Below are 24,537 nucleotides of genomic sequence, written 5' to 3'. Positions count from 1 at the left end.
GTCTAAACATCCATGCGGTTAAGTGATTTTATGACGGATAATGCTGAGCAGACTTCTTATATCGTTCACAATGCGGCCGATGTTAGCCGTTTGATTAATACCTCTTCAGTGAGCAGCAATAATGCTCGGATGATTGTTGCGTTAGCTCTGGGGGGCATTTTTCTTGATGCTTATGACCTCGGTGCATTGGCCTTTGGAGTGAAAGATATCACTGCGCAGTTTGCGCTCAGTGCAACACAAGTCGGTATGGTGGTTTCCGCCATTACGTTTGGAGCCATCATTGGTGCGCTGTTAGGCGGGTACTTAACCGATAAAATCGGTCGTTACCGCGTCTTTATGGCTGATATGTTCTTCTTTGTCTTTGCGGCTATCCTTGGTGCAATGGCGCCTAATGCAGAAATTCTCACACTTAGTCGCTTTATTATGGGGTTGGGTATCGGTATCGATTTACCGGTAGCGATGGCCTTTCTCGCAGAGTTTTCACGCTTAACGGGCCGCGGTAGTAAAGCGGCAAAAATCGCGATGTGGTGCCCAACGTGGTATGCGGCCATTTCCGTCGCATACCTGTTGGTATGGGTGCTTTACAGTTTTCTCCCCGACAGTCAATCGGCCTACTTATGGCGCTATATTGTCGGTTTTGGTGCTGTACCAGCGTTAGTGATCCTCATGATCCGAAAAAAATATATGACTGAATCACCAATATGGGCGGCTCAGCAGGGCGATCTGGCAACGGCTGTGATAATTTTAAACTCGACTTACCGTATTCCTGCGACAGTGGGCAGTAGCGCGCCGGGACGGCAACAGACTAATCAGGTTCCACGACCTTGGACCGCTTATCGGTCCCTATTCAGCGGATATTACGCAAAACGAACCGTTCTTAGTAGCACACTTTCTTTTGTCTCGCCTTTTGCTTATGCCGCTATCGCTTTTGGTTTACCCATTATTATCTCGACGCTTTTTGCTCAATCGCTATTAACCACTATTTTGGCCTCCTTAGCGCTGAACCTCTTTTTTGCTTTCACCGGAGGCGTGCTGGCCGTGCGGTGGGTGGCGATAATCGGTGCCAGGCCGCTAGCAATGGCTGGTTATGGTTGTCAAATTGTGGCACTGATAGGCTTAGCTTGGTTGGGTAAACCGCAAGATACCTTACATGCCCTCTACTGTTTTGGGTTGCTGGCATTGTTTCTCTTTGGACAAGGTGTAGGGCCTGGGGCACAGTCGATGGTCTATGCTTCATTAAGCTATCCAGCCTCGCTACGTGGGGTGGGAGTCGGGCTTAACCAGACAGTGACTCGAATCAGTTCAACTCTAGCACTGTTTATTTTTCCTTTATTAACTCTCTATCTGGGTACCCAGCTTTTTTGGGTCATTGCGTGTGCCCCAGCGATAGGACTTATTGCGTTGAAGGTATTAGGGTGGGAGCCTGTAGGGTACGATGTGGATGCAGAGGATTATTCGCGGTAACGCCGAAAAGTGGGGGGCGCTAACCCCCCACATCTTACTTATTTATACAGGTCAACCACGGCATCAAAATTAGGGCCGTGTTCACGAGCAGCGATGATGACATAGTATTTCGCGCCTTTATCATCCGCTCGTTTAGAGATTTCTTTGTGTAAATCGGAAGGCGAAGAGATGCTTCCCCCAGTCTCCGCGATAGAAATTTCTCCCACTTTGGTTAATTTAAAATGTTTCACTTCTTCTTTCGAAATGTTTTGAGCAGCTTGTGCAGCAACGCAGCAGGTTAAACCGAACAGACCTGCGAAAAGCATCGAACGTGTTATTTTCACTTTTTTACTTCCTCTAGGTAGAGAAACATGGGCTAGCATCATTGCATCATTGCATCGTTATCTGATCAAGCAAGATAAGGCGATTCTTTATAATTAAACAGCTGTTGAAGTAATCGAGATAAAATTAGCACTTTTAGTGATGTATTTGTGAGTTCAATCACAACAGGTGTTGATCTGCGTCAGCTAATTTTTATCACTGTCGACGAAATTGTGTCGGCGTCACTCCAGTATCCCGTTTAATACGTTGGCTTAGGTGGCTGGTAGAGCTAAAACCACAGTGATAGGCAATATCCGTCATACTGCTGTCGGTGGTCGCGAGTAACTGTTTGGCCAGCTGTAATCGACGTTGCATCACATAGTGATGGGGAGGAACCGACATCGATGCGGTAAACATCCGAGCAAAATGGTATTCACTTAACGCCGCTTCTTGTGCAAGTACCGTCAAAGTGAGGGGATCGGCGAGGTGAGTATCGATATAGTCGCAAACGTTTCGTAAGACATAAGGCGACAATCCACCGGTTACCGTCGGCAGACGCCATTTCACTTGGCTGTAATGTTGAATAAGATGCGTCAAGAGTAATGAACTCGCTGAACTTAGCGCTAGCTGATTAGCGTTGTCCTGCCAATCGTAACTCAGTAAAAAGTGGCGGTACAAGGCTGTTACTTTATCATCACGCTGAAAGCTGGTTTCCACCAAAGAAAATTCCGCTGGGCTACGGTCCCAAATTTGTTCACCGATATGACGCAAATGCTGCTGGGTGCAATAGAGATGCACAAAAGATAATGGCCCGCGGATATCCCAATGGCTCTCTATATCTTTTGGCATAATACAGAGCTTATCGGGACCGCCGCCATTATGCCAACCACCGCGACATTTTTGGAAGCTTTGATAGCCGCCGTGGGTATAGAGACTTAGGGTATGGTGATCACTCATCACCCTGATGTGATCACGCTGGTTTGACCAGGAAGCCAACTGAATACCTGTATTGAGCGCAACCTTTTGATGCAAGGTGGCTCGCTGCTGGCTTAAGATTTCGAAAGTTTGGTAAGGCATTGGCGCACCAGGCAATCGGAGAATAACCCAGTGTATGAATCAAAACGGACAATTACTAGCTTTCAGCCCTAGGGAATAATAAAAACCGCAAGAATATATAAATTGATCTCATGGGGATGACAGCGTTTTCCTGACTCATGTTGCACAGTAGAGGGAGTGAACATAATGGAGATGCTGATGAACAAGTTAGTGTATTTAGGTGTTGTCGTCATTTGGGGAACAACGTGGTTTGCCATTGCCCTACAGCAAGGCGAGGTCTCCATTCTGGTCTCGATTTTTTGGCGTTTTACGATTGCTGGCGGACTCTTATTGCTTATTAATCGCTGGCGGTTGGGAAAAACGCAATTAACGTGGCGAGATCACGGCTTTTGCTTACTACAAGGCCTCTGTGCTTTCAGTCTGAATTTTTACTGTTTTTATCTCGCCGCATCACAGATTACGACAGGTATTGAGTCGGTAATTTTTTCAATGGCAATTCTTTTTAATGCGATCAACCAAGCCATTTTTTATCGCGTAACACCGGTGAAACGCTTCTGGCCGGCCGCCGCATTGGGGATTATCGGAATTACCATACTTTTTAGCGATCAGTGGGGTGCACAGTATTTCTCGGTGTCACTCGGAGTAGGGGTAGGGCTAAGTTTAGTGGGAACCTATGGTTTTTCTTTAGGTAATATGTTGAGCATTAGGCATCAGCGTCGGGGATTAGCCATTCTGACCACCAATAGCTGGGCGATGTGTTATGGGGCTGCGGTGGCTGGGATCCTCGCTTATTTTTACGGGTATTCTTTTACGTTGCCAGCGCAGCCCCTTTATCTCGGGGCCTTATTCTATCTCGCGCTATTCGGCTCAGTGATAGGATTTGGCGCTTATTATTTCTTGGTGGGACGAATAGGCGCAGGGCAAGCAGCGTATACCACGGTACTGTTTCCCTTAGTCGCCTTAACAATATCAACACGGTTTGAAGGGTATCAGTGGCACCCGCATGCAGTGGTCGGGCTAGGCATTATTTTGCTGGGGAATTTCATCATGTTTTTTCCCGTACACAAATTTGGAAAAAGCCGGCTCCGTTTACCCGTCGCTTCGGCAGCGATACAGGGGAAACGGAGCGACCTTCCCTGAGTCTTATCTGTTATAAGCAGCTTTAGCTGTTGCATAAGAAGACAGCTATCTTCTTGCCCTGGTGAGGCCGATAACCCAAAACGTGATACTGCAAATTTAGGGTCTCTTGCGCAATAATTTTTAATTAATGATAAGGACTCAGGGGAGAATTATAGAGATAGCGCGTTAACGCAGCAATATCTAATGACCCCAGGGGTTGATTGATATCAATTTAGTTAGACTTTATTAACAATCGATAACGGGTTATAACATTAAAAAATCTTGTGATTTATATTGAGGCGTTATCGATGCACTCTATCGCATTTTACAGTCGTCATGCTGAAACAGATTTATGGTTGGCTCCCTTACAGACGGCCCTACCTGACGTCACGCTGAATGTCTGGCCTGAGTATGATGAACGGGCGACTGTCGCATTAACTTGGGCACCCGATCAAACTTTTATTGATGCACATCCGAATCTTAAAGTAATTTTTAATATGGGTGCCGGGGTTGATGCGATTTTGGCCCTAAAATTACCCAAGGATATTGCGATTATTCGTATAAAAGATGGCGGGATGGCGGTGCAATTGGCTGAATACTGTTGTGAAGCAGTGATTCGTTTTTATCGTGAATTTACGCAATACGAACAACAACGCCAGCAACACAAGTGGCAAAACAACCTGCTCAAAAACCGTGAAGAGTATCCGGTTGGCGTAATGGGGCTTGGGGTACTCGGTGAACAGATCGCCCAAACCCTATGTCATTTTGACTATCCCGTTAATGGCTGGAGCCATAGCCGTAAAGCACTCCCAGGAGTGACATGCTACGACGGGCAACAGTTAGACGCATTTTTGCGCGCTTCGCGAATACTGATCTGCGTGCTCCCGCTAACCGATAAAACGCGAGGGATCCTGAATTACCAGCACCTCTCACTGCTTCAAGAGGATGGCTACTTAATAAATGTCGCCCGTGGTGGTCATTTGATCGAGGCAGATCTACTCCAACTGATCAAAGAAGGGAAAATGCGTGGTGCAACGTTAGACGTCACTCAGAATGAACCCTTAGGCGACGAGGATCCTCTATGGCAAGTTCCGCAAATTCGTATTACTCCACATATCGCCGGTAAGACGCAGGTTGAGCATGTCTTGGCGCAGGTAGTGCCGCAAATTACGCGCTGGTTTGAAGCGGGTGAAATTGATGGGGCCATAGACTTACATCAGGGTTACTAATCAATTCTATTCGAAATGGCATTTTTTGAGCGGAAAACTCGTCGTGTCGCTTCTATTATCCACAATACTAAAGTTAAATTTATATTTATTTAACTTGTTGGTTACAAGAGAACTTTTCCACTCACTATTTTGCACAGGTCATCACCATGAAAGGTAAATTGATATTACTAAGGATCGTGTCTGTCTTGCTGCTGCTCACTAGCAGCATAATGATTGCGGGTGGAGGGTATTTACTCTCGTTATCAGGGTCTTCATATTATTTGATAGCAGGGATTTTTCTGCTTATCAGTGCGATTCAGCTATTTCGCCGTAAGTCCTCAGGGGCGATACTCTTTTTTGTTGTTTACCTTGCCACCCTCCTCTGGACGATTAATGAAAGTGGTGCGGATTATTGGGGATGGGTGCCTCGCTTATCCTTGCTCACTGTCTATGGTTTCTTATTAGCGCTGAGCTTACCGACCTTACAGCGTCAACCCTCGAATAAACTGAGTTTCGGCTTAGCTGGGATTTTTGTAGTGATCTTTGCTGTCGCATTTGGCATGGCTTTTGTGCCGACTCAGGTGTTCAATTCCGACACCCCTTTTCCACAGCAACCTCTTGTTAAGATGCCTACGCCTTCGCAAGCTGAACAGCCTGATAGTGATTGGACTTATTATGGCAGAGATGCTGATGCCTCGCGGTTCTCACCACTGAGTCAGATCACACCAGAGAATGTCGCCCAGCTAAAACGTACATGGACTTATCGGACGGGTGACTTACCGGCGCCGGGACAGGTTAATAAATGGGCCGCCGAGAATACCCCAATTAAAGTGGGTAATGCGGTGTATGTCTGTTCTGCACGGAACAACATCATTAAACTGGATGCAAAAACTGGGAAAAAAATCTGGGAACATGATACAGGCGTAAAATATGAGAGCATTCCTTATACTGCCGCCTGTAAAGGCTTGACCTATTACACCTCTACCCAAACGCCTGTTGGGCAAGCATGTCATACACGTCTTATTGTTGGGACGTTGGATGAGCGCTTAGTGGCAGTCGATAGTGAGACAGGGCAATCTTGCCAAGCATTTGGCGATCAAGGTCAAACAAACTTACTGAAAGGTTTAGGCTATACCGTTCCTGGTTTCGTTGCCGTGACCGCGCCAGTGCCAATTATCAATGGCACAATTGTCGTTAACCATGAAGTTCTTGATGGGCAGCGTCGCTGGGCCCCTTCGGGTGTTATCCGTGGCTACGATGCGGAAACTGGACAGTTTAAATGGGCGTGGGATGTCAATAACCCTAAGGACCACAATGAACCGGCACCAGGCAAAGAATACAGCCGTGGAACACCTAACTCTTGGGCGACGATGGTCGGTGATAATCGCCTTGGATTAGTGTATGTGCCAACAGGGAACTCGGCAGCGGATTACTACAGTAAATTACGTTCGGCGAATGAGAATAAGGTCTCCTCATCCATTGTTGCGATTGATGTTAACACCGGCGAAGTACGCTGGGTATTCCAAACTGTTCATAAAGATGTTTGGGATTATGATATTGGCTCACAACCTACATTATTGGATTTCCCTGGACCCAATGGGTCGACGATACCGGCGATTATTGTGCCAACTAAACGTGGGCAAACTTTCGTGCTCAATCGTGAAACCGGTAAGTCTTTAACGCCAGTTGAAGAAAAAGCGGCCCCTGCGGCGGTAGTAAAAGAAGATCCTCGTGCATCGACACAGCCTTGGTCAGTCGGTATGCCACGTCTAGGTTTCCCAGATCTGAGCGAACGTAAAATGTGGGGGCTGACTCTGTTTGATCAGCTAGCCTGTCGTATTAAGTTCCGTCAAGCACGTTACCAGGGGGAATTTACGCCTCCGAGTTTAGATAAGCCTTGGATTGAATACCCAGGGTACAATGGCGGAAGCGACTGGGGCAGTGTGGCCTACAACCCGCAAAACGGCGTACTGATTGCTAACTGGAATAACACACCAATGTATGACCAGTTGATTACGCGTAAAAAAGCCGACAAGTTAGGCCTGCAATCTATCGACTCGGCGAAGTATAAGTCTGGAGGCGGTGGCGCAGAAGGTAATGGTGCCATGGCGGATACACCCTATGCGATTCAAGTGTCTCCATTCTATCTAAATAGTACGCAGATGCTGTGCAATGAACCACCTTACGGCATGATTACGGCGATCGATATGCATACCCGCAAAGTGTTATGGCAACATCCGTTAGGCAGCGGTGAGAAGAACGGTCCTTTCGGTCTTCCAACCCATATGCCCATCAATGTCGGAACACCAAACAACGGTGGTCCAATCATCACCGCTGGGGGGTTAACCTTTGTTGCGGCGACCACGGATAATAAAATTCGTGCCTTTGATAACCGTACAGGTAAAGAAGTGTGGAGCGATACCTTGCCCGCTGGGGGACAAGCGACACCGATGACCTATTCAGCAGGAGGTAAGCAATACCTGGTGATTATGGCCGGAGGTCACCACTTTATGCGCACTAATGTGGGTGATTATGTGATTGCCTACACCCTTCCTGATAACCCTTAATTGTTACGGCCCTGCGGGGCCATTTACATATTGATAAAAAGTTTTCATCATTCATCCGACCAGTGTGATCTTCGTCAACTATAGTTATTAACCTAAGTCTAATTTATTTGACAACGGAGCTAACAAATGGTCAAGAAAGTAGAAATTCATGCGCAATCACAAAAGTTACCAGGTTCTGAAGCGAAATTGTCACCAAAAGCGGAAATGATCCGTGAAGATTACCGTGGCAGTGGCAAGCTCGCAGGAAAAGTGGCGTTAGTGACCGGAGGCGATAGTGGGATTGGTCGTTCCGCTGCACTACACTTTGCCCGCGAGGGCGCTGATGTCGCCATCACCTATCTTCCAAACAATGAGGATGAGGCCGCCGATGCGCGTTCAATCAAAGCATTGATTGAACAAGAAGGGCAACAATGTGCTATCTACCCAGTCGATTTACGTAAAGCCGAAAATTGCCGTAAATTGATTGCTGATGTGGTTGAAGCGTTTGGTAAGTTAAATGTTCTCGTGAATAATGCGGGTACGCAATACCCTAACGAAGACCTCACTACGCTGAGCGACGAACAGTGGCTAAACACTTTTGATACCAACATCCATAGCATCTTCTTCCTCACTAAAGCCGCTCTACCGCACCTCAAAGAAGACGACAGCATCATTAATACGACATCGGTAAATGCCTATATCGGTCCCCAAATGTTGATCGACTACACCGCGACCAAAGGGGCTATCGTCAGCTTTACCCGCGCACTGTCCAACCAAATCGCAGGCAAAGGTATTCGTGTCAACGCTGTGGCACCTGGCCCAGTATGGACACCACTGCAACCTGCTACCTTAGGGGATTACAATCCAGAACTACTGGAAAAATTTGGTCACGAAACGCCAATGGGACGTGCAGGGCAACCGTCTGAACTCGGCCCAATTTACGTCTTCCTCGCAAGCCTAGACTCTTCTTACATCAGTGGTCAGGTGCTCCATCCTAACGGCGGTACCATGGTCGGTGGCTAACTTTTACATTCTCTAGAGGTGTTGTTATGTTATTTAGGCAATTTAGTCATAGTTGGCTAAGCCAGGAATATCATCATCACTGGCTGGAAGATCAAGGCCGGCAATTATTAGCGTTTTATAAACGCGCCAGATGTGAACGTGGCGGTTTTACCGCCCTCGATGATAAAGGTTATCAGGCGAAAGGCAGCCAGCCGGATACTATGCAAACGGCGCGGATGACACATTGTTTCGCTTTGGCCTCGCTACAAGGTGAGCCGGGTGCGGCGGAGTTAGCTCAGTGGGGCGTTGATTCGCTGCTCGATGTGTTGAAAGATACTCAGCATGGTGGTTGGTTGAGCACATTACCCGAAAAAGTCGCCGACGAGCGTAAAGCTTCTTATCTGCATGTCTTTGTGACCTTAGCGGGTTGCAGTGCTAGCCTAGCTGGAATCCCCCGCGCCGAAGAGCTTTATCAACAAGCGGTGGAGACTCTCGAAACGCATTTCTGGTTGGCTGATGAAAACGCGTTATGTGAAAGTTATACCCGTGATTGGCAAGATCGTGAAGCCTATCGCGGGGGGAACAGTAACATGCACTGTACAGAACTGTTTCTGCAATTGGCGGACTTTACCGAGGATCCTATTTGGCGTGAACGCGCCTTAGCGATTGTTGATAAGGTGATTCACCAACATGTCCCAGCCAATAACTACTTCTTGGCCGAACATTTTCACGAAGATTGGCAAGAGTGGCATGACTATAATAAGGATAAACCGACTGACAGTTTCCATCCTTATGGTGTTACGCCTGGCCATGCTTGTGAATGGGCGAGGCTGCTACTGCATCTTGAAGCCGCTCTGCAAGCTGCAGGGGAACCGGTTCCAGAGTGGCTACTTACCGATGCAAAGGGCCTGTTTCATGCGGGCACAACCTACGGTTGGCAGGTAGATGGCACACCAGGAATGGTTTATACCCACGACTGGGAAGGTAAGCCAGTGACCCATAGCCGCATCCACTGGACGCTAGCGGAAAGTTGTGGAACCGCGGCAAGCCTGCTGAAACGCACCGGAGAGCAGGTGTATGAAGAGTGGTATCGCCGACTCTGGGACTATATCGGCTGCTACGTCATTGATACGCAGAATGGTAGCTGGTGGCATGAACTGGATCAGCAGCAGCATCCGTCAACAGTGGTATGGGAGGGGAAACCTGACTTATATCATGCTTGGCAGCTTACGCAGATTTCACGTCTACCTCTGACGCCGATGATTGGGTTATCCATCAAGCATGGACATCATCAACGTTAAGCCTCTAGGCCCTGAACCGTTTTACGATTCAGGGCTTTTTTTATTTAATGGATAAAAGTAGTCCGTTTTAATCGTAATGCATTGCCCAACACAAATACGCTTGAGAGCGCCATCGCCCCGGCCGCCAAGATCGGTGAAAGCTGAATCCCAAAATAGGGATAGAGCGCACCCGCCGCCACAGGTATTAACACTAAGTTGTAGATAAACGCCCAAAAGAGATTTTGATGAATATTGGTCATTGTTGCCTGGGAGACATGTAGCGCGTTGAGCACGTTATTGAGCGTATCGGACATCAACACCACATCCGCCGACTCTATCGCAATGTCAGTGCCGCTCCCCAAGGCAATACCCACATCAGCCGCCGCCAAGGCAGGGGCATCATTTATCCCATCCCCAACGAAACTGACGCGGGTAAAGCGCTGTTGCCATCCTTGGATCGCCTCGACCTTTCCTTGTGGTTTTACGTCGGCAACCACTTCGCTGATGGCTAACTGTTTAGCGACCGCCTGCGCGGTCAGACGGTTATCTCCAGTGACCATCGCCACGGTGATCCCTTGAGCCTGTAACTGACTCACCACTGCTTGGCTGGACGCTTTTATCGGATCGGCAACGGCGACCAATCCCGCCAGTTGCTGGTCAATCGCAATATAGAAGGGAGTTTTCCCCTGCTCGGCGTACTGTGTCGCCAGCGACTTGAGAGCAGTACCATCAATAGCCAGACTGTCGAGATAACGCTGAGCACCGATATGTACCAGCCGCTCATTAACCTTAGCACTCACACCCATCCCACTATTGGTGGTGAAATCCGTCGCGGGTAAGGGGTCAAGCTGTTGCGCTTTCGCGGCATTCACCACCGCACTCGCCAGAGGATGCTCAGAGTAACGTTCTACCGCGGCGGCATAGGTTAAAAGCTGTTGCGCCGTAAAACCGTTGACAGGCTGTATATCCGTCAACGCAGGCCGTCCTTCGGTCAAGGTACCTGTCTTATCGAAAGCGATAAGTGTCGTCTCACGTAACTGCTGTAAGGCTTGACCTTGGCGGAACAAGATCCCTTTTTCTGCCGCTCGACCAGTTGCCACCATGATTGAGGTCGGCGTCGCCAGCCCCATAGCACAGGGGCAAGCAATAATCAGCACGGCAACAGCATTGACGATGGCAAGACTTATCCCCCCTTGTGGCGCAAAATAGAGCCAACCGAGCAAGGTGATTAACGCTGCCACAAACACAACCGGAACAAACCTAAGGGTGATTTTATCGACCAGACCTTGGATAGGGAGTTTGGCGGCTTGTGCCTGTTCTACCGCCTGAACGATCTGCGCAAGCACAGTCTGCTCACCGGTGGCGGTTACTTGAAAGCGTAAATAGCCTTGTTGATTTAGGGTACCGCCTGTCAGCACGTCTCCCGGTTTTTTTCGCACCGCTAAGGGTTCGCCGGTAATCATCGATTCTTCAACATGGCTATTCCCCGAGACAACTTCACCGTCGATGGGGATCTTCTCGCCCGGTCTTACCTCGACGATATCACCAAGGACTAAACTCTCGGTGGCAACCTCTTCACTTTGCTCGTTATGCCAACGGTGGGCCACATTGGGCTGGAGTTGTAGTAGTCGTTGCAGGGCTTGTGAGGTTTTTCCTTTTGCGCGTGCTTCGAGTAGTCGTCCAATTAACACCAAACAGACAATCATCGCCGCCGCTTCATAATAGACATGGACACTTTGGGCTGGCAGCCACTGAGGGGTGAAGGTGGCAAACAGTGAATAGCCCCATGCGGCAAGGGTTCCTATCGCCACCAACGTGTTCATATCAGGTGCGCGATGCCATAGGGCGGGCAAACCGAGGCGATAGAATTGTCGACCAGGTCCAAGCAGCACCAGTGTTGAAAGGAGGGCTTCTACATGCCAACGTCCTGGTGTGGGGAGGACGTGATCCATCCAGCGATCTATATCGTGGCTAAGGTGCATCGCCATCTCGACTAAAAAGATGGGCAGTGTCAGTACAACGGCAATCAAGACGTTATGCTTAAGTGCTTGGATATGTTGCTGCTTTTTTTGTTGTTGTAAGGCACGGGTCTGGGCCGCATCGACGAATATTTTCGCTGGATATCCCGCTGCGGTGACCGCTTGAGCCACGCTTTCGCCTTCAACCTCTCCTACGATGGTTGCGCGCTCAGTCGCTAAGTTAACAGTTGCTTGTTCAACGCCGGGTTGAGCCGCTAATACGCGCTCAACACGTCCGACACAGCTTGCACAAGACATTCCCTCAACCGTCAGTTGTAGGGTTGAGCGGGAATGGCGAGATGCGGATGATTGACTAGACATGATGAACTCCTCCTGTTCAAGTAAGCCTAGCCTACAGCTTCCTGCAAGGGAAAGGTCAAGTGAGGAAAAGCTGGACGCACTTTGCTATCTAAGCTGTAATATTAGGTATGAAGAGAGCACTTGTTAGGGAACAGACTATGCGTACTGATCCATGTATTGAGCAGCAAACCGTAGAGCATCCCCCATTACCTGTATTGAGTAGCCAAGATATTGCTCTGCTTGCTGACACGTTTAAATTATTGGGTGATCCCTCACGTCTGCGTATTTTGCTTCAGTGCCTGACCCACCCGGCGGCGGTGAATGATATTGCAGAAGCTTTACAGCTTTCACAATCCTTGGTGAGTCACCATTTACGGCTATTAAAAGCTGCTCGGTTAGTGATTGGCGAGCGCAATGCTCGCCATGTCTATTACCGTGTGGCCGACAACCATGTCAGCCATGTTTTGCGGGATATGGCTATTCACTTGACGGAAGAGCCCGTGCAAGACTAATGGGAGTGGGGATGAGCGGTGCCGCTAGAGTCACCGTGGGCGACCACATCACTTAATAAACAATTTGGCGTAGAAGGCTCATCGGCCCAATCGATCGCAATAGTGCTGTGGCCGATAGAGAATTTTTCCTGCAAGGCAACTTCCACCGCACGAACCACCTGTTTCGCCTGTGCATCTTCCACCGCTCGAATATGTAGGGTCGCCAGTGTAAAGCCAGTGCTGATTTGCCAGACATGAATATGTGAAACATCGCTCAGACCTGAAACATGTTCCAGAAGATGAGTACGGATCAGCGTCGGGGCGGCCTCATCTGGGGCTCCTTCCAGCAGAATATGCGACGTTTTTCGTATCAACTTCCAAGCCCCTCGCAGGATTAATAGTGCTACCACCACCGAGAGTATCGGGTCAATAGGGGCCCATCCGGTGAGTCCAATCACTACTGCAGCAATAATCGCCGCGAAGGAGCCGAGTAAGTCCCCCATGACATGCAGGATAACGCCTTTAATATTGACGTTTTCGGTTTCGCCACGTGTCATAATCCATAAAACAAGAAGATTGATGAACAGTCCGGCACAGGCGACAATAAACATTGGCCAAGGCATAACGTTGGCCGGCGTAGTAAGGCGTTGCCATGCTTCGTAAATGATAAAAAACGCAATTAAAAACAGTGTCATGGCGTTAAATAAACTCGCCAGTACTTCAAATCGAATATAACCAAAGGTCAGGCGGTTATTGGGTTGGCGCTGACCAAAATAAAAGGCGGCCCACGCCAGCGCTAAAGCGAATGCATCGGTCAACATATGCCCGGCATCGGCGATCAAGGCGAGTGATCCGGCATACAGACCGCCCACCAGTTCGACAATCATAAAGGTAAAAATCAATACAAAAGAGAGCAGTACTTTCTTTTGATTGGCTTGATTCACTTTTGGAACATGAGAATGGTCATGGTGGTCATGGTGGTCATGATCATCGTGGTGAGAGTGAGATGACATTGCTGCCTCGCTATAAATAATAAATGAACATATGAATACATATTAATATATAGCGAGCAGGAGAGAAAGGGGTATTTCTGGTTATCGTTGTATTGAGCAGCCTTGAAAAGCTTTGGTCCGTTTACGACACACTACACGAATCAAGCTGAGTAAGGAGACGGCAAGTAGGATAGCACCGGCTAAAATAAAGGCGTTCATCCCTAACCATTCATAGCCGAGAATACCGATCAGTCCACCGGTAAAGAACGAAATAAATGACGTGACATACACACTGAGCAGATAGCGGAACTGCTTCATTTGTGCGGGGGGATGGCGCATGATCGGGTGCAGCAATAAATTAGCCAGTACAATCCCGGCATCGGTTAAGGTTCCCGTAACATGCGTGGTTCGGACTTTACCTTGAGAGAGCTGTGTAGAGGTGGCGTTATGCACACCGAGCAGGAAGCTTAGGCCAAAAATGTAGTAGCCATGTTGTAGATTCTGTGGGTACCAAAAGCCAATCACAACCGGTGCAATCAGGAGTAACCCTTCAACCAAAAGGATATGAGCGTAAATCGTCCGCAGATTCGCTTTTTTAGCCAAGGAGACGGCAACACGAGAAGTAAATGCGCCGGAAAGAAAGCAAGTGAGCAGTAAAATGAGCGGGATCATTTCGAGTTTGTCCCACTGCAGCAATTCTTGAGAAAGTTGCGTCGCATTACCTGTCATATTGGAGGGGAAAAGACCAAATGCCCCTAATGCCAGCACGTTAAGCATACCTGCACACCCAGCTAACGCGATAGCAAGCTGGCGATCTTCATTACCGGTACGGCCAGACTTTTTATCTATAAGCATAATTTACCTTCCCTATCAAAGTAGGAGCTTTACAATGAGCGATATTCTAATAAGGAAGGCACCTAATTACTCAGTAAGTTCAGCAGCAGACTGATTTTTCTTACTTTTCTTAGCCGCACGTGCGTTAAGCGTTCGTTGTAAAGGACGCAGACTATGTATTCGTGGTTTTAATACAACACGATGCATCCGACGAATACGTCGTCCACGTTTTATTAATCGTGGACGTTCTAACCATAATTTTAAGCCAATGACGGTTATGGCTAGCAGGGCGGTAACACCGTTAGCCATCATGACGGGAATATCATGAACGCGGAAACCATAGCCAGTCCAACAGGCGACACCGAAGAACAGTGCCGACCACATACCCAAAGAGAGGGCTTTAGTTTCTTTATTCTTAACAATGTGTAGAACTTGAAGGCAAAAGGAGCCAGTCGTTACCCACGCCGCCAACGTCCCCAGCCAAACAGGCCAAGGAGTAAGCACGGCAATCGACAGTAGGGCTAAAGCGATAGTAATTGCTACAATAATTATATTTTTCATGATATTAGAGTGATTCCTCTAACGTTTTTTCGACCTGCTTGACCACATCACGTAAATCCTCAGTAAACGTCGGATGTTCAGCTAAGCTTCCCATCAAGCTAGAGGATTGCGCAAACGCTTTGAGACTATCCTGTTCAGCAAAAATGTGATCGAAGGGGACACTGCCTATCGCCCGATCTTGATATTCGAAAGGAAGCATTCCGGCCGCGCGGCGTTGCATAAACAGATACCATAGCGCGACTAACACAAGAGTGGCTTTAGGAACGTCACCTTGTTGGTAGCGAGTTTTCAGCGTCGGCAAAATAAATTGCTGTAATTTTGCAATACTGTCGGACGAGACGCGCTGGTTGGTATCTCGTACCTTGGCATTACTAAAACGGTGCAGGGTGGTCGTGCAATAGTCATCAAGGTTGATCGGCCCTTTAGGCAGCGCCGCGCTGACGTCTTGCGCGATATAATCGCGGATCCATTCACGTACCTGAGGAGTGAGGCTCTCATCAATAGCGTGTGCGCCGAGTAACGCACCGGCCCAAGCTATGCCGCTATGACTGGCATTCAATACTCGAATCTTGGCCTCTTCGAAAGGAATTACATCCTCCACAAATTCAACGCCAACACGCTCTAGCTCAGGGCGACCCGCGATGAAGTCATCTTCAATGACCCATTGCGAGAAGGCTTCGCAGGCGACCGGCACCTGATCATTATTGATTCCTTGATCCACCAAACGCTGTTGTAGTGCATCATCACTTTTAGGGGTGATACGGTCGACCATGCTATTTGGCGTGCTGATCGCGGTGTCACACCATGCGGCTAACGCTTTATCGCCCACTGCAGCAATGTACTCATTCAGCCCGGTACGTAAACAGTCTCCGTTATGACGCAGATTATCGCAATTGAGTAAGGTGACTGGCCCGGCTTGCGTGGCTAAGCGTTCACGCAAGATCGCAACGAGAACGCCATAGACCGTGGCAATATTGCTGGGATCGGTCAGCTCCTGAACGATGACGGGATGTTCGAGGTCAAGGTGTCCATCATCTTTCAGGAAATAGCCGCCTTCCGTGACGGTAAAAGAGATTAGCTTTGTTTCCGGGTCTGCGCCGACGTGAATAAGCTGCGCTAATTTAGTGTCCCAAGGGATCACCGTTTTAATTGAGGTAATAGTTTGGTAATCGATGTCGCCATCAGGGCTAATCACTTCCAGCGTATAGACACCTTGTTGGTGGCCGAGTTGATCGAGAGTCGCTTGGCTTGAACTGTTACGGATATTACCGAGGGCTAATGACCAACGCGTATCACCGAGTTTATGCAGCTGATTGAGGTACCAACTTTGGTGAGCTCGATGGAAAGCTCCCGCGCCTAAATGCAGCCACGTTGAATGAACAGAGGGTGTAACCAGTGTAGGTGTTTGCAAAGGGCATCCTTAGTCGCAATCGACAATTGTTACGTTAGAATGTTACTGGTAACCATAGCACAATTAGTCAAAATGCAAAGTTTTAGGCCGAAATAAGTGGTGAATTACGGGTGAGGGATAACTAAGGCTTTACTTTGTAACAAATTTTGATAAACAGTAGCCTAACTTAATTATAGACAGGTTTGGTACTGCTTCGAGGATATTATGGGTGAAATTTTCCAGCATTGGGATTGGGTCGCTATCTTAGCGCAGATCCTGTTAATTGATTTATTATTGGGCGGTGATAACGCTGTTGTTATCGCAATGGCTTGTCGTGGATTACCGGAAAACTTACGTCGTAAAGCGATTATCATTGGTACGCTAGGCGCTATCGTGGCACGGATTGTTCTTTTAGTGGTCGCCGTTTACCTGTTAACCCTACCAGGACTGAAGCTAATAGGGGGTCTGTTGCTGTTATGGATCGGCTATAAGCTAGTGTCAGGTGAAGAGGATGGGGACGAGCAGGGTAAAACCTCTTCAAGCCTCTGGAAAACGGCACTTACCATCACCATCGCCGATGTCATCATGTCATTGGATAATGTGTTAGCGGTGGCTGCAGCAGGCCGCGGTCACTTAGTGATCGTAGCGGTAGGCGTATTGTTAAGTATCCCGATTATTGTCGCTGGCAGTCGTTTGGTACTGCACTTATTGGATCGCTGGCCAGTTATTGTTTTGGTGGGTGGGGCATTAATTGGTTGGATTGCCGGTAGCATGTTACTAACCGATCCGTTGCTGCATCCTTACGTGGCAGGTAAAGACCTAGCGTTTTATGAGCATTGTGCAGGCGGGATTTGCGCGCTGCTTATCTTCATTATCGGTTGGTTTACAACACGCAAAACCGCTTAGCGGTAATAGGGTGAATCAGCCACTAAGGTGATTCACCCTTTTTTATCGATTAACACACATTATGCCGTGCCGGTTCCACCATCAGAACACCAGACTTGGCCAGAGGCAAACGAGTTCTCATCTGACGCGAGTGTGACGTATAGCGGCGCAATCTCAACCGGTTGGCCGGGGCGTGCTAGGGGAGCCTCCTCACCGAAATGCGCGACTTTTTCTTGGGGTTGTCCACCACAGACTTGTAATGCTGTCCAATAAGGGCCAGGCGCGACAGCATTGACGCGAATACCTTTCGGTCCTAACTGTTTTGCTAACGCTTTAGTAAAAGCGATGTTACAAGCTTTGGTTTGTGCGTAATCGAGCAGAATGTCGCTAGGTTTAAAGGCCTGAACGGAAGACGTATTGATGATCGCCGCGCCTTCGCCTAAATGCGCAACCGCTGCACGGGTAATCCAAAAAGGTGCGTAAACGTTGGTTTTAAAGGTGGCATCGAACGACTCAGTAGTCAGTTCACTAATGCTTTCGCAAAATTGTTGGCGACCGGCATTATTGACCAAAATATCTAAGCCTCCGAGCTCCTGTACCGCCTTGTCGACCAGTGTTTGGCAAAAACCCTCGTCAGTGATATCGCCAGGAATGGCAATAGCTTTGCGACCCTCTGCTCGGATCAGCTCGATTACCTGTTGGGCATCACTCTCTTCTGCCGGAAGATAGTTAATCGCCACATCGGCACCCTCGCGAGCATAAGCGATAGCGACTGCACGGCCAATTCCTGAATCGCCGCCAGTGATCAGGGCTTTTTTGCCCACTAAGCGATTGTGTCCCTTATAGCTTTTTTCACCATGATCCGGCAGTGGGTGCATTGCAGAAGCTAAGCCAGGAAATTGCTGAGGCTGTTTGTCAAAAGGCGGGCGTGGAAAACGTGTTTTCTCTGTTGGCATCATTAACTCCCTTACTGTGAAAAAAGAACCTCCGCTAAGGGTAGTTATAATTGAGCGGTTTGCTGCCCGTTTATCCAATTTATTTTGTGATCATGATCACTAATGGTACGGGGGAAAGCCACGAAATTATCATTATTAGCCACACTTACTAAGCCGACAATCACTTTCAAGGAGCCTCCGGTGAGCCACTTTTTATTCAATAAAAAAGCAACAATCGTCGATCAAGCAATAGAAGGCCTTATTCGTACTTCTCCCCATCAAAACTTAGCTCGACTGAAAACGGACGATGGTCTGCGCATTGTTGTGCGTCGAGATTGGGATAAATCCAAAGTGGCAATTATCTCCGGTGGTGGTTCGGGGCATGAGCCGATGCATGTCGGTTTTGTTGGAAAAGGAATGCTGACGGCGGCGGTGTGCGGCGATATTTTTGCCTCACCCGGTGTCGAGGCTATTTTACATGCCATCGTCACGGTCAGTGGGAAAGCGGGATGCCTCTTAGTGGTAAAAAATTATACCGGGGATCGCCTTAATTTTGGGTTAGCGGCAGAAAAAGCACGGGCGTTAGGTTTTAAGGTCGAAATGGTGCTGGTGAAAGATGATATTTCACTACCGAAAAATCCTCAGCCTCGTGGATTAGCGGGCACGATACTGGCGCACAAAGTGGCCGGCTACTACGCCGAGAAAGGAAAATCATTAAAACAGATTGTTGATCATACCCAAAAGATGCTGGATAAGGTTGCCACAATAGGGGTTGCTCTCTCTGCCTGCCACCTACCTGGTAGTGATGAGTCAGAAGGGATTCCTACAGGAAAAAGTGAGCTGGGTATGGGGATCCATGGCGAACATGGGGTAGCGACATTGGATACCCAAAACAGTAGCAAGATTGCAAAACAGCTCGCAAAAAATTTACTCAAACACCTGGGCGAAGAAGATAACCTGCTGTTGCTGATTAATAACCTAGGGGGACTTTCGGTTCTAGAGTTGACGCTTGCCGCGCAGGAAGTTTTACATACGCCACTTGCCGATCGAGTGAGTTATCTCCAAGGTCCGGGTACCCTTGTCAGCGCACTGGATATGAAAGGGCTGTCTCTTACCGTCTTGCCATTAGATGATCAGTTACTGACGGCATTGGAAGCCCCGGTGACTGTTGCTGGGTGGATACCAATCAGCCCTGCCCAACCTATGCAGTGGCAAGAAGCCGACTCCCTGCCCAATATAGAAGTGGGAAAACCTTCACAGAATGCACAGGTCGCCGACGTGGTAAAACGTATTTGCCAAGCATTGATCGATAACGAAGACGCACTCAATAAATTAGATGGACAAGTCGGAGACGGTGATACCGGATCAACCTTGGCCACTGGGGCGAACTATGTGCTGAAAGCCCTGAAACAGAAAAAACTCCCCTTAAACGAGCCACAAGCGCTGTTACATTGGTTAGGTGAGAAGATCACTACCCCAATGGGAGGATCCGGAGGCGTGTTACTTTCTCTGCTTTTTAGTGCTGCGGCCGCGTCGCATCCTGACGCCAAAAATTTGGGCGCTAGCTTACTGGCGGGACTCAAGAAAACGAAAGATTATGGCGGAGCAGATCAAGGTGATCGCACAATGATTGATGCGCTACAGCCGGCCTTTGAAGCCATGGAAGCAGGGAAAAGCTGGTCAGAAGTCAGTAACGCTGCAACCTCTGGAGCGGAGTCGACTAAAAAAATGGAAAAAGCTAAGGCCGGACGCTCATCTTATTTAAATGCCGAGAGCTTGAAAGGGCATATGGACCCAGGCGCTTGTGCGGTGAGTAAAGTGTTTGAGCAGTTAAAGGATTAAGAATAAATAATATTAATCATTAACCGTCAGGAAATGGCGGTGATGAGAACTAATGGTATAGCGGTGAGATACCGCTATACCATTATATTAGACGTCTAAATGAGGAAACTGATCCCCAAGACCTAAATAAGCATGGACTGCGCAATAACCAAAAAAAGCTAAGATAATAGCAAAAATTGCAATGGAACCGATTTCAAATGCGAGCGTAAAATGGCGTCTAGTCATGATTTCCCTCCAGTACCAAAAAGTCACTACATTCTCAGCATAGCGAACTTATAGAGAGAAACAAGTCTACTTTACACTTAGCAATACATTAAGAATTCCATTCATATAATCAATCAATTTAATTAACAACCGTCACTATTCTGTAAAAATAACCCTGAAAATTCTGCGTTTTTGCACCAAAATGATCCTTAGGTAGCAGAGGAATGAATACGGAAGAAGAAAAGGATTTTCGTCTAATATATTTACATATTTAAATGTATAAATATAATAAGCGGAAATTTATCGCTAAACGGGATCGCCATGCAACCTACACTTTTTACCCCACTTGAGTTGGGGGGAATACCTCTACGAAATCGTATTGCGCTTCCACCCTTAACACGCTGTCGCAGTGCCCAGCCCGGTAATATTCCGAATGAGATGATGCGTGACTACTATAGGCAACGTGCCAGCGCAGGGTTTATGGTAACAGAAGGTACGCAAATCGAGCCGCGGGGGCAGGGATACGCCTGGACACCCGGGATCCATAGCGCTGAACAAATCGCCGGTTGGCAAAAAGTGATTGATGCCGTTAAAGCGCAGGGTGGAACCCTATTCTGTCAGTTATGGCATGTAGGGCGCGTCTCTCATCGCGCCTTACAACCTCACCAGCAGCCACCTATAGCCCCTTCAGCGGTTGCCGCGACCAATGTGAGGGTCTTCGTTGAAACCGCACCCGGTGAAGGCGAGCTTGTCGCCCCAAGTGAACCGCAAGCACTCAGTACGCAAGAAATCCCTCAGTTGGTTGAACTGTACCGGCAAGCCGCAGTAAATGCCAAGCAAGCGGGGTTTGATGGAATTGAATTACATGCGGCAAATGGCTATTTGATAAACCAATTTCTTTCGGAACACACCAATTTTCGGACCGACCAGTATGGCGGTAGTTTGACGAATCGACTGCGTTTTCTTAAAGAGATCGTCGAAGCGATCTCGACAGTATTTGATAGCGGTCGGATAGGGGTACGTTTCTCGCCATTATTTTCCACTACCGAGGAAGATCGCGTTTACTTGGGCTTAGTTGAATCGGATCCGGCAGAAACCTACCTGACTGCGGCTAAAATGTTAAACGAGATGAAAATCGGTTATCTATCGATAGCGGAAGCCGATTGGGACAACAGTCCCGCTTTACCAGAGAGTTTCCGTGAAGCACTACGAAAGACATTTACCTCGGTGATCATGGTCGCGGGCCGTTACGATGAAGCAAAAGCGCAGCACGTGTTATCACAAGGTTGGGCGGATTTAATCGGATTTGGACGAACCTTTATTGCCAACCCTGATCTTCCCCAGCGCTTGCGACGTGACTTGGCTTTGAATAATGTCGAACTAAGTTCTTTGTATGGTGGGACAGCGAGAGGGTATACTGATTATCCTGCCATCGACGAATAAATGATAAGAGCCAATGCTTGCTGAAAATGCGATGAAACTGTTAGCCAACCCACTGAGGGTGGCCATTCTGACGTGGTTAAAGCAACCGGACGTAGCCTTTGCCGCCTATAGCCAACTGTATCCGTATGAACAGTATGGCGTGTGTGCGAGTTTAATTCAGGATAAGGCTGGGCTCTCACAACCGGCCATATCACTCTGTTTGAAATCGTTACATGAATTAGGGGTGGTTGAGGCACAGAAAGTCGGAAAATGGACCTATTATCGCCGAAACGATAGCAACATCCAGGCAGTGGTGGAAACTATCACGCAGCAATTACAGCAGCTTTAACGTAGCCGCCGTTTGGCGGCTGCCTATTTTTACCCTTGACGTTGTGCGCAAAACATCAAGGTATCCGTAGAGAACGATCCGTTGTCCTGTAACTTAAAATAGGACTGCACCTGACCGGAGACCGCTTGCTGTAAAGTGCGAATCGTCGCGACGGTAGCGGCCGGAGTTTTCATTCTTGTCACCCACTGCTGAAAATCCAGCGCCAGTCGCCCTGTCACTAACTGTTCAATACGTAAGCCACTTTCTGTTGCCATTTGTAGCCATTCACCCGGTGAATAGTTACGAACATGGGAAGGATCACGCAGCACTTCAATACTTTGTAACCAGATATCGTAAAGCGGTGCGCCCGGTGAGGCGATATCCATCATAATGAGCTGTCCTCCCGGTTTTAAAACACGAAAGACTTCACGCAATGCCTGTGGCACATCTTGCCAATGATGGGCGGAGTAGCGACTGATCACACAGTCAAACTGCTGGTTATCGAAAGGCAATGATTCGGCTACACCTTGCTGGCAGTCAATATTGGTCAATTCACGGCTATCGGCGGTCTCCTTAACCACCTTTAGCATCTCATCCGACAGATCATAAGCCGTGACCTGTCTGACCAGAGGCGAGGCAGTAAAGCTTGCATGGCCAGCGCCACATCCGATATCTAAAATATGCGCATCGCTAAAGGGGGCTAGCCATTGTTGCAGGCGCTGTAAATCTTCACCTGATGCATGCACTGAACTGGTTAAATAGGCGCTGGCTTGTGGACTAAATTGCTCGGTAACACGTTGAGCATGCGCGCTATTGTTCATAGAGTCCTCTTCATATTTATCTGGTTGGTAAAACTAAGTTATACAACCTATTATACCCGTACAATACCTGTAGTTATCCTAGTATAAGAGGTAATAGGCTATGGCTGAGAAGCATGAGAACCCAGCGAAACAATTGGGAGAATTTTTGCGTCTTAGACGGGAGCAGCTCAGTCCAGAGCGTGCAGGATTAATAAAAGGCCCTCGGCGACGTACTCCGGGATTACGCCGAGAGGAAGTGGCTCAGCTCAGTTATGTCAGCACCACATGGTATACCTGGCTCGAGCAGGGAAGGGGCATGACGGTCTCTCCGCGTAGCCTAAGTGGTATTGCCACGGCCTTACAGCTCTCCAAGGCTGAGCGTGTTTACTTGTTTAGTTTAGCGGGGTTAACTGATCCGCTTAACCACGTAACGTTATCGTCTGAGCCTAGTGTGAAGGCGATAGTGCAGGTGATGACGACACCCTGCTATATCATGAATGCAGCATGGCAAGTCGTAGCGTGGAACCAAGAGGCGGCCGCGTTATTTAGCGGTTGGTTAACTGAAGAGTCCTCTCCTAATATGCTTGAGTTTATCTTTATGAATCCCTTAGCCCGCCACGTAGTGGTCGATTGGCCTGAGCGGGCGCAGCAGATTGTGGCAGAGTTACGAGCAGAGTCCCTTCATCTAGAACAGTCGGCACCGTTAAAAGCCACTATCGATGGCTTATTGCAGCAGAGTGGGGAGTTTGCCGAATGGTGGCAAAAACATCACGTTATCCAACGAGAGGGTGGGCAACGTAGTTTTCATCATCCGCAGCAGGGCCTAGTTCATTATCAACAAACGACGTGGCAATTAGCCCCCGATCCCAGCACCAAATTGGTCACGCTTATACCGTTGTCGGAGGTATAGTCCTTATGCGTTGGTAAGCCCGTGACGAGTCGCGGTTGAGGTTGCGGGAAAATGTGTCAAGGACAATCTTCCCGCAAGCCAGTGTTGAAGGCGCTTTTCTGAGAATTAAACTTCGATAATTTCATGAAAACCGATCATTATTCCTCACAAATTTCGTCGTTCTGGTTTGATAAGAAAGTGTGATACACAAGATTATGGATTGGCCTCGATTAGGGGTAAAAGCTGATATCGAGTGAGTGGGGCTAGGGAGAGGTGTTCGCAGTCTTTTACCGACAGCAGATCGCTTCTTCTATTTCTGCAGCGGGGGCGAAGGCGAATGACGCCTTTTCTACTCGAAACATATGCGCGGTTAACTGATGATTTGCTTCATTCGCTGCGACGTCGTGAAAACAGCCCATTGGCACTAACTCTTTTTTCTCTACAACCAAGTTTAACTCTTCGAAAAGTTCTCTTATTAGCGCATCTTCTGGGGTTTCACCCTGCTCAATTTTGCCCCCTGGCTGCATAAAAAAAGAGGTACCGCGTTTTCTCACGAGTAGGACATTTTTATTCGCATCAATGATTAACGCCGCGGCGATAGTGATCTGATGAGTATTCGTCATTGTTTCACCTAAGTAGGGTTAGTGAAGGTAAAAGGGAGAAAAGTGAGT

Annotated in this window: 22 protein-coding genes and 1 pseudogene; 12 read left to right on the top strand and 11 right to left on the bottom strand. The window is 48.2% G+C overall.

The features are described 5' to 3' along the window. Positions 1 to 30: 30 nt before the first annotated feature. Positions 31 to 1,464, top strand: coding sequence for an MFS transporter (locus HH682_RS11130; RefSeq protein ID WP_250318666.1), 1,434 nt, complete (start codon positions 31 to 33; stop codon positions 1,462 to 1,464). A 38-nt stretch (positions 1,465 to 1,502) separates the two neighbouring features. Here the strand turns inward: HH682_RS11130 and HH682_RS11125 are convergent, their stop codons facing one another. After that, positions 1,503 to 1,769: a YdgH/BhsA/McbA family protein gene (locus HH682_RS11125; protein ID WP_214237643.1), complete on the bottom strand. Its 267-nt coding sequence runs from the start codon at positions 1,767 to 1,769 to the stop codon at positions 1,503 to 1,505. Between the two features lie 211 nt (positions 1,770 to 1,980). Then, on the bottom strand, positions 1,981 to 2,841 hold the full coding sequence (locus HH682_RS11120) for a helix-turn-helix domain-containing protein (RefSeq protein ID WP_214237620.1): 861 nt from the start codon (positions 2,839 to 2,841) through the stop codon (positions 1,981 to 1,983). A 177-nt stretch (positions 2,842 to 3,018) separates the two neighbouring features. On the opposite strand from HH682_RS11120, the gene HH682_RS11115 reads away from it, so the two are divergent. The 5 genes from HH682_RS11115 (at position 3,019) to HH682_RS11095 (ending at position 9,996) form a co-directional block, all read left to right on the top strand. Continuing rightward, positions 3,019 to 3,960 carry a DMT family transporter gene (locus tag HH682_RS11115; protein WP_214237619.1) on the top strand — a complete coding sequence of 314 codons (942 nt, stop codon included), beginning with the start codon at positions 3,019 to 3,021 and terminating at the stop codon, positions 3,958 to 3,960. A 287-nt stretch (positions 3,961 to 4,247) separates the two neighbouring features. Beyond that, positions 4,248 to 5,168 (top strand): 2-hydroxyacid dehydrogenase, encoded by a 921-nt coding sequence (locus HH682_RS11110; protein WP_214237618.1) that lies wholly within the window; start codon positions 4,248 to 4,250, stop codon positions 5,166 to 5,168. A gap of 146 nt (positions 5,169 to 5,314) precedes the next feature. After that, positions 5,315 to 7,714 carry a membrane-bound PQQ-dependent dehydrogenase, glucose/quinate/shikimate family gene (locus tag HH682_RS11105; RefSeq protein ID WP_214237617.1) on the top strand — a complete coding sequence of 800 codons (2,400 nt, stop codon included), beginning with the start codon at positions 5,315 to 5,317 and terminating at the stop codon, positions 7,712 to 7,714. A gap of 126 nt (positions 7,715 to 7,840) precedes the next feature. Further along, a complete protein-coding gene (locus HH682_RS11100) occupies positions 7,841 to 8,716 on the top strand; it encodes an SDR family oxidoreductase (protein WP_214237616.1) in 876 nt (291 codons plus the stop codon). 26 nt (positions 8,717 to 8,742) lie between these two features. Next, positions 8,743 to 9,996, top strand: coding sequence for an AGE family epimerase/isomerase (locus HH682_RS11095; RefSeq protein ID WP_214237615.1), 1,254 nt, complete (start codon positions 8,743 to 8,745; stop codon positions 9,994 to 9,996). A 44-nt stretch (positions 9,997 to 10,040) separates the two neighbouring features. Here HH682_RS11095 and HH682_RS11090 read toward each other — a convergent pair whose 3' ends face one another. Next, complete coding sequence (locus HH682_RS11090) at positions 10,041 to 12,314, bottom strand: heavy metal translocating P-type ATPase (RefSeq protein ID WP_214237614.1); 2,274 nt, start codon at positions 12,312 to 12,314, stop codon at positions 10,041 to 10,043. Positions 12,315 to 12,451: 137 nt separating this feature from the next. On the opposite strand from HH682_RS11090, the gene HH682_RS11085 reads away from it, so the two are divergent. After that, positions 12,452 to 12,805 (top strand): ArsR/SmtB family transcription factor, encoded by a 354-nt coding sequence (locus HH682_RS11085; protein ID WP_214237613.1) that lies wholly within the window; start codon positions 12,452 to 12,454, stop codon positions 12,803 to 12,805. On the opposite strand, the gene HH682_RS11080 is transcribed toward HH682_RS11085, so the two are convergent. From HH682_RS11080 to dalD, 4 genes are all read right to left on the bottom strand, one after another. Beyond that, entirely contained in the window at positions 12,802 to 13,797 is a 996-nt protein-coding gene (locus HH682_RS11080) for a cation diffusion facilitator family transporter (RefSeq protein ID WP_214237612.1), read from the bottom strand. The genes HH682_RS11085 and HH682_RS11080 overlap by 4 nt on opposite strands. Positions 13,798 to 13,878: 81 nt before the next feature. Beyond that, positions 13,879 to 14,631, bottom strand: a complete 753-nt coding sequence (locus tag HH682_RS11075; protein WP_214237611.1) for a YoaK family protein — start codon at positions 14,629 to 14,631, stop codon at positions 13,879 to 13,881. A 66-nt stretch (positions 14,632 to 14,697) separates the two neighbouring features. Beyond that, entirely contained in the window at positions 14,698 to 15,171 is a 474-nt protein-coding gene (locus HH682_RS11070) for a SemiSWEET family sugar transporter (RefSeq protein WP_214237610.1), read from the bottom strand. Positions 15,172 to 15,175: 4 nt separating this feature from the next. Beyond that, on the bottom strand, positions 15,176 to 16,582 hold the full coding sequence (dalD, locus tag HH682_RS11065) for a D-arabinitol 4-dehydrogenase (RefSeq protein ID WP_250318665.1): 1,407 nt from the start codon (positions 16,580 to 16,582) through the stop codon (positions 15,176 to 15,178). A 204-nt stretch (positions 16,583 to 16,786) separates the two neighbouring features. Here dalD and HH682_RS11060 point away from each other — a divergent pair, with 204 nt between their 5' ends. Beyond that, positions 16,787 to 17,467 carry a YjbE family putative metal transport protein gene (locus tag HH682_RS11060; RefSeq protein ID WP_214237609.1) on the top strand — a complete coding sequence of 227 codons (681 nt, stop codon included), beginning with the start codon at positions 16,787 to 16,789 and terminating at the stop codon, positions 17,465 to 17,467. Positions 17,468 to 17,526: 59 nt separating this feature from the next. Here HH682_RS11060 and HH682_RS11055 read toward each other — a convergent pair whose 3' ends face one another. Next, positions 17,527 to 18,405 carry an SDR family oxidoreductase gene (locus HH682_RS11055; RefSeq protein ID WP_420826207.1) on the bottom strand — a complete coding sequence of 293 codons (879 nt, stop codon included), beginning with the start codon at positions 18,403 to 18,405 and terminating at the stop codon, positions 17,527 to 17,529. A gap of 177 nt (positions 18,406 to 18,582) precedes the next feature. Between HH682_RS11055 and HH682_RS11050 the strand changes: the two genes are divergently transcribed. Then, entirely contained in the window at positions 18,583 to 20,223 is a 1,641-nt protein-coding gene (locus HH682_RS11050) for a dihydroxyacetone kinase subunit DhaK (protein ID WP_214237608.1), read from the top strand. Between the two features lie 87 nt (positions 20,224 to 20,310). Here the strand turns inward: HH682_RS11050 and HH682_RS11045 are convergent, their stop codons facing one another. Then, complete coding sequence (locus HH682_RS11045) at positions 20,311 to 20,448, bottom strand: hypothetical protein (RefSeq protein WP_214237607.1); 138 nt, start codon at positions 20,446 to 20,448, stop codon at positions 20,311 to 20,313. Positions 20,449 to 20,748: 300 nt separating this feature from the next. On the opposite strand from HH682_RS11045, the gene HH682_RS11040 reads away from it, so the two are divergent. Together HH682_RS11040 and HH682_RS11035 are read left to right on the top strand one after the other, a co-directional pair. Then, positions 20,749 to 21,870 (top strand): alkene reductase, encoded by a 1,122-nt coding sequence (locus tag HH682_RS11040; RefSeq protein WP_214237606.1) that lies wholly within the window; start codon positions 20,749 to 20,751, stop codon positions 21,868 to 21,870. 13 nt (positions 21,871 to 21,883) lie between these two features. Beyond that, positions 21,884 to 22,198, top strand: a complete 315-nt coding sequence (locus HH682_RS11035; protein WP_214237605.1) for an ArsR/SmtB family transcription factor — start codon at positions 21,884 to 21,886, stop codon at positions 22,196 to 22,198. A 29-nt stretch (positions 22,199 to 22,227) separates the two neighbouring features. Here the strand turns inward: HH682_RS11035 and HH682_RS11030 are convergent, their stop codons facing one another. Further along, positions 22,228 to 22,998, bottom strand: coding sequence for a class I SAM-dependent methyltransferase (locus tag HH682_RS11030; protein WP_214237604.1), 771 nt, complete (start codon positions 22,996 to 22,998; stop codon positions 22,228 to 22,230). A gap of 100 nt (positions 22,999 to 23,098) precedes the next feature. On the opposite strand from HH682_RS11030, the gene HH682_RS11025 reads away from it, so the two are divergent. After that, positions 23,099 to 23,887, top strand: a complete 789-nt coding sequence (locus HH682_RS11025) for a helix-turn-helix transcriptional regulator (RefSeq protein ID WP_214237603.1) — start codon at positions 23,099 to 23,101, stop codon at positions 23,885 to 23,887. Positions 23,888 to 24,079: 192 nt separating this feature from the next. On the opposite strand, the pseudogene HH682_RS11020 reads toward HH682_RS11025, so the two are convergent. Next, a pseudogene (locus HH682_RS11020) lies at positions 24,080 to 24,489 on the bottom strand (NUDIX hydrolase). Positions 24,490 to 24,537: the final 48 nt, after the last annotated feature.

This window comes from Rosenbergiella gaditana, from assembly GCF_018494065.1.
Classification (GTDB): domain Bacteria; phylum Pseudomonadota; class Gammaproteobacteria; order Enterobacterales; family Enterobacteriaceae; genus Rosenbergiella; species Rosenbergiella gaditana.
The sequence above is the reverse complement of the archived record's forward strand: the minus strand, read 5'-3'. Positions and strand labels throughout refer to the sequence as shown.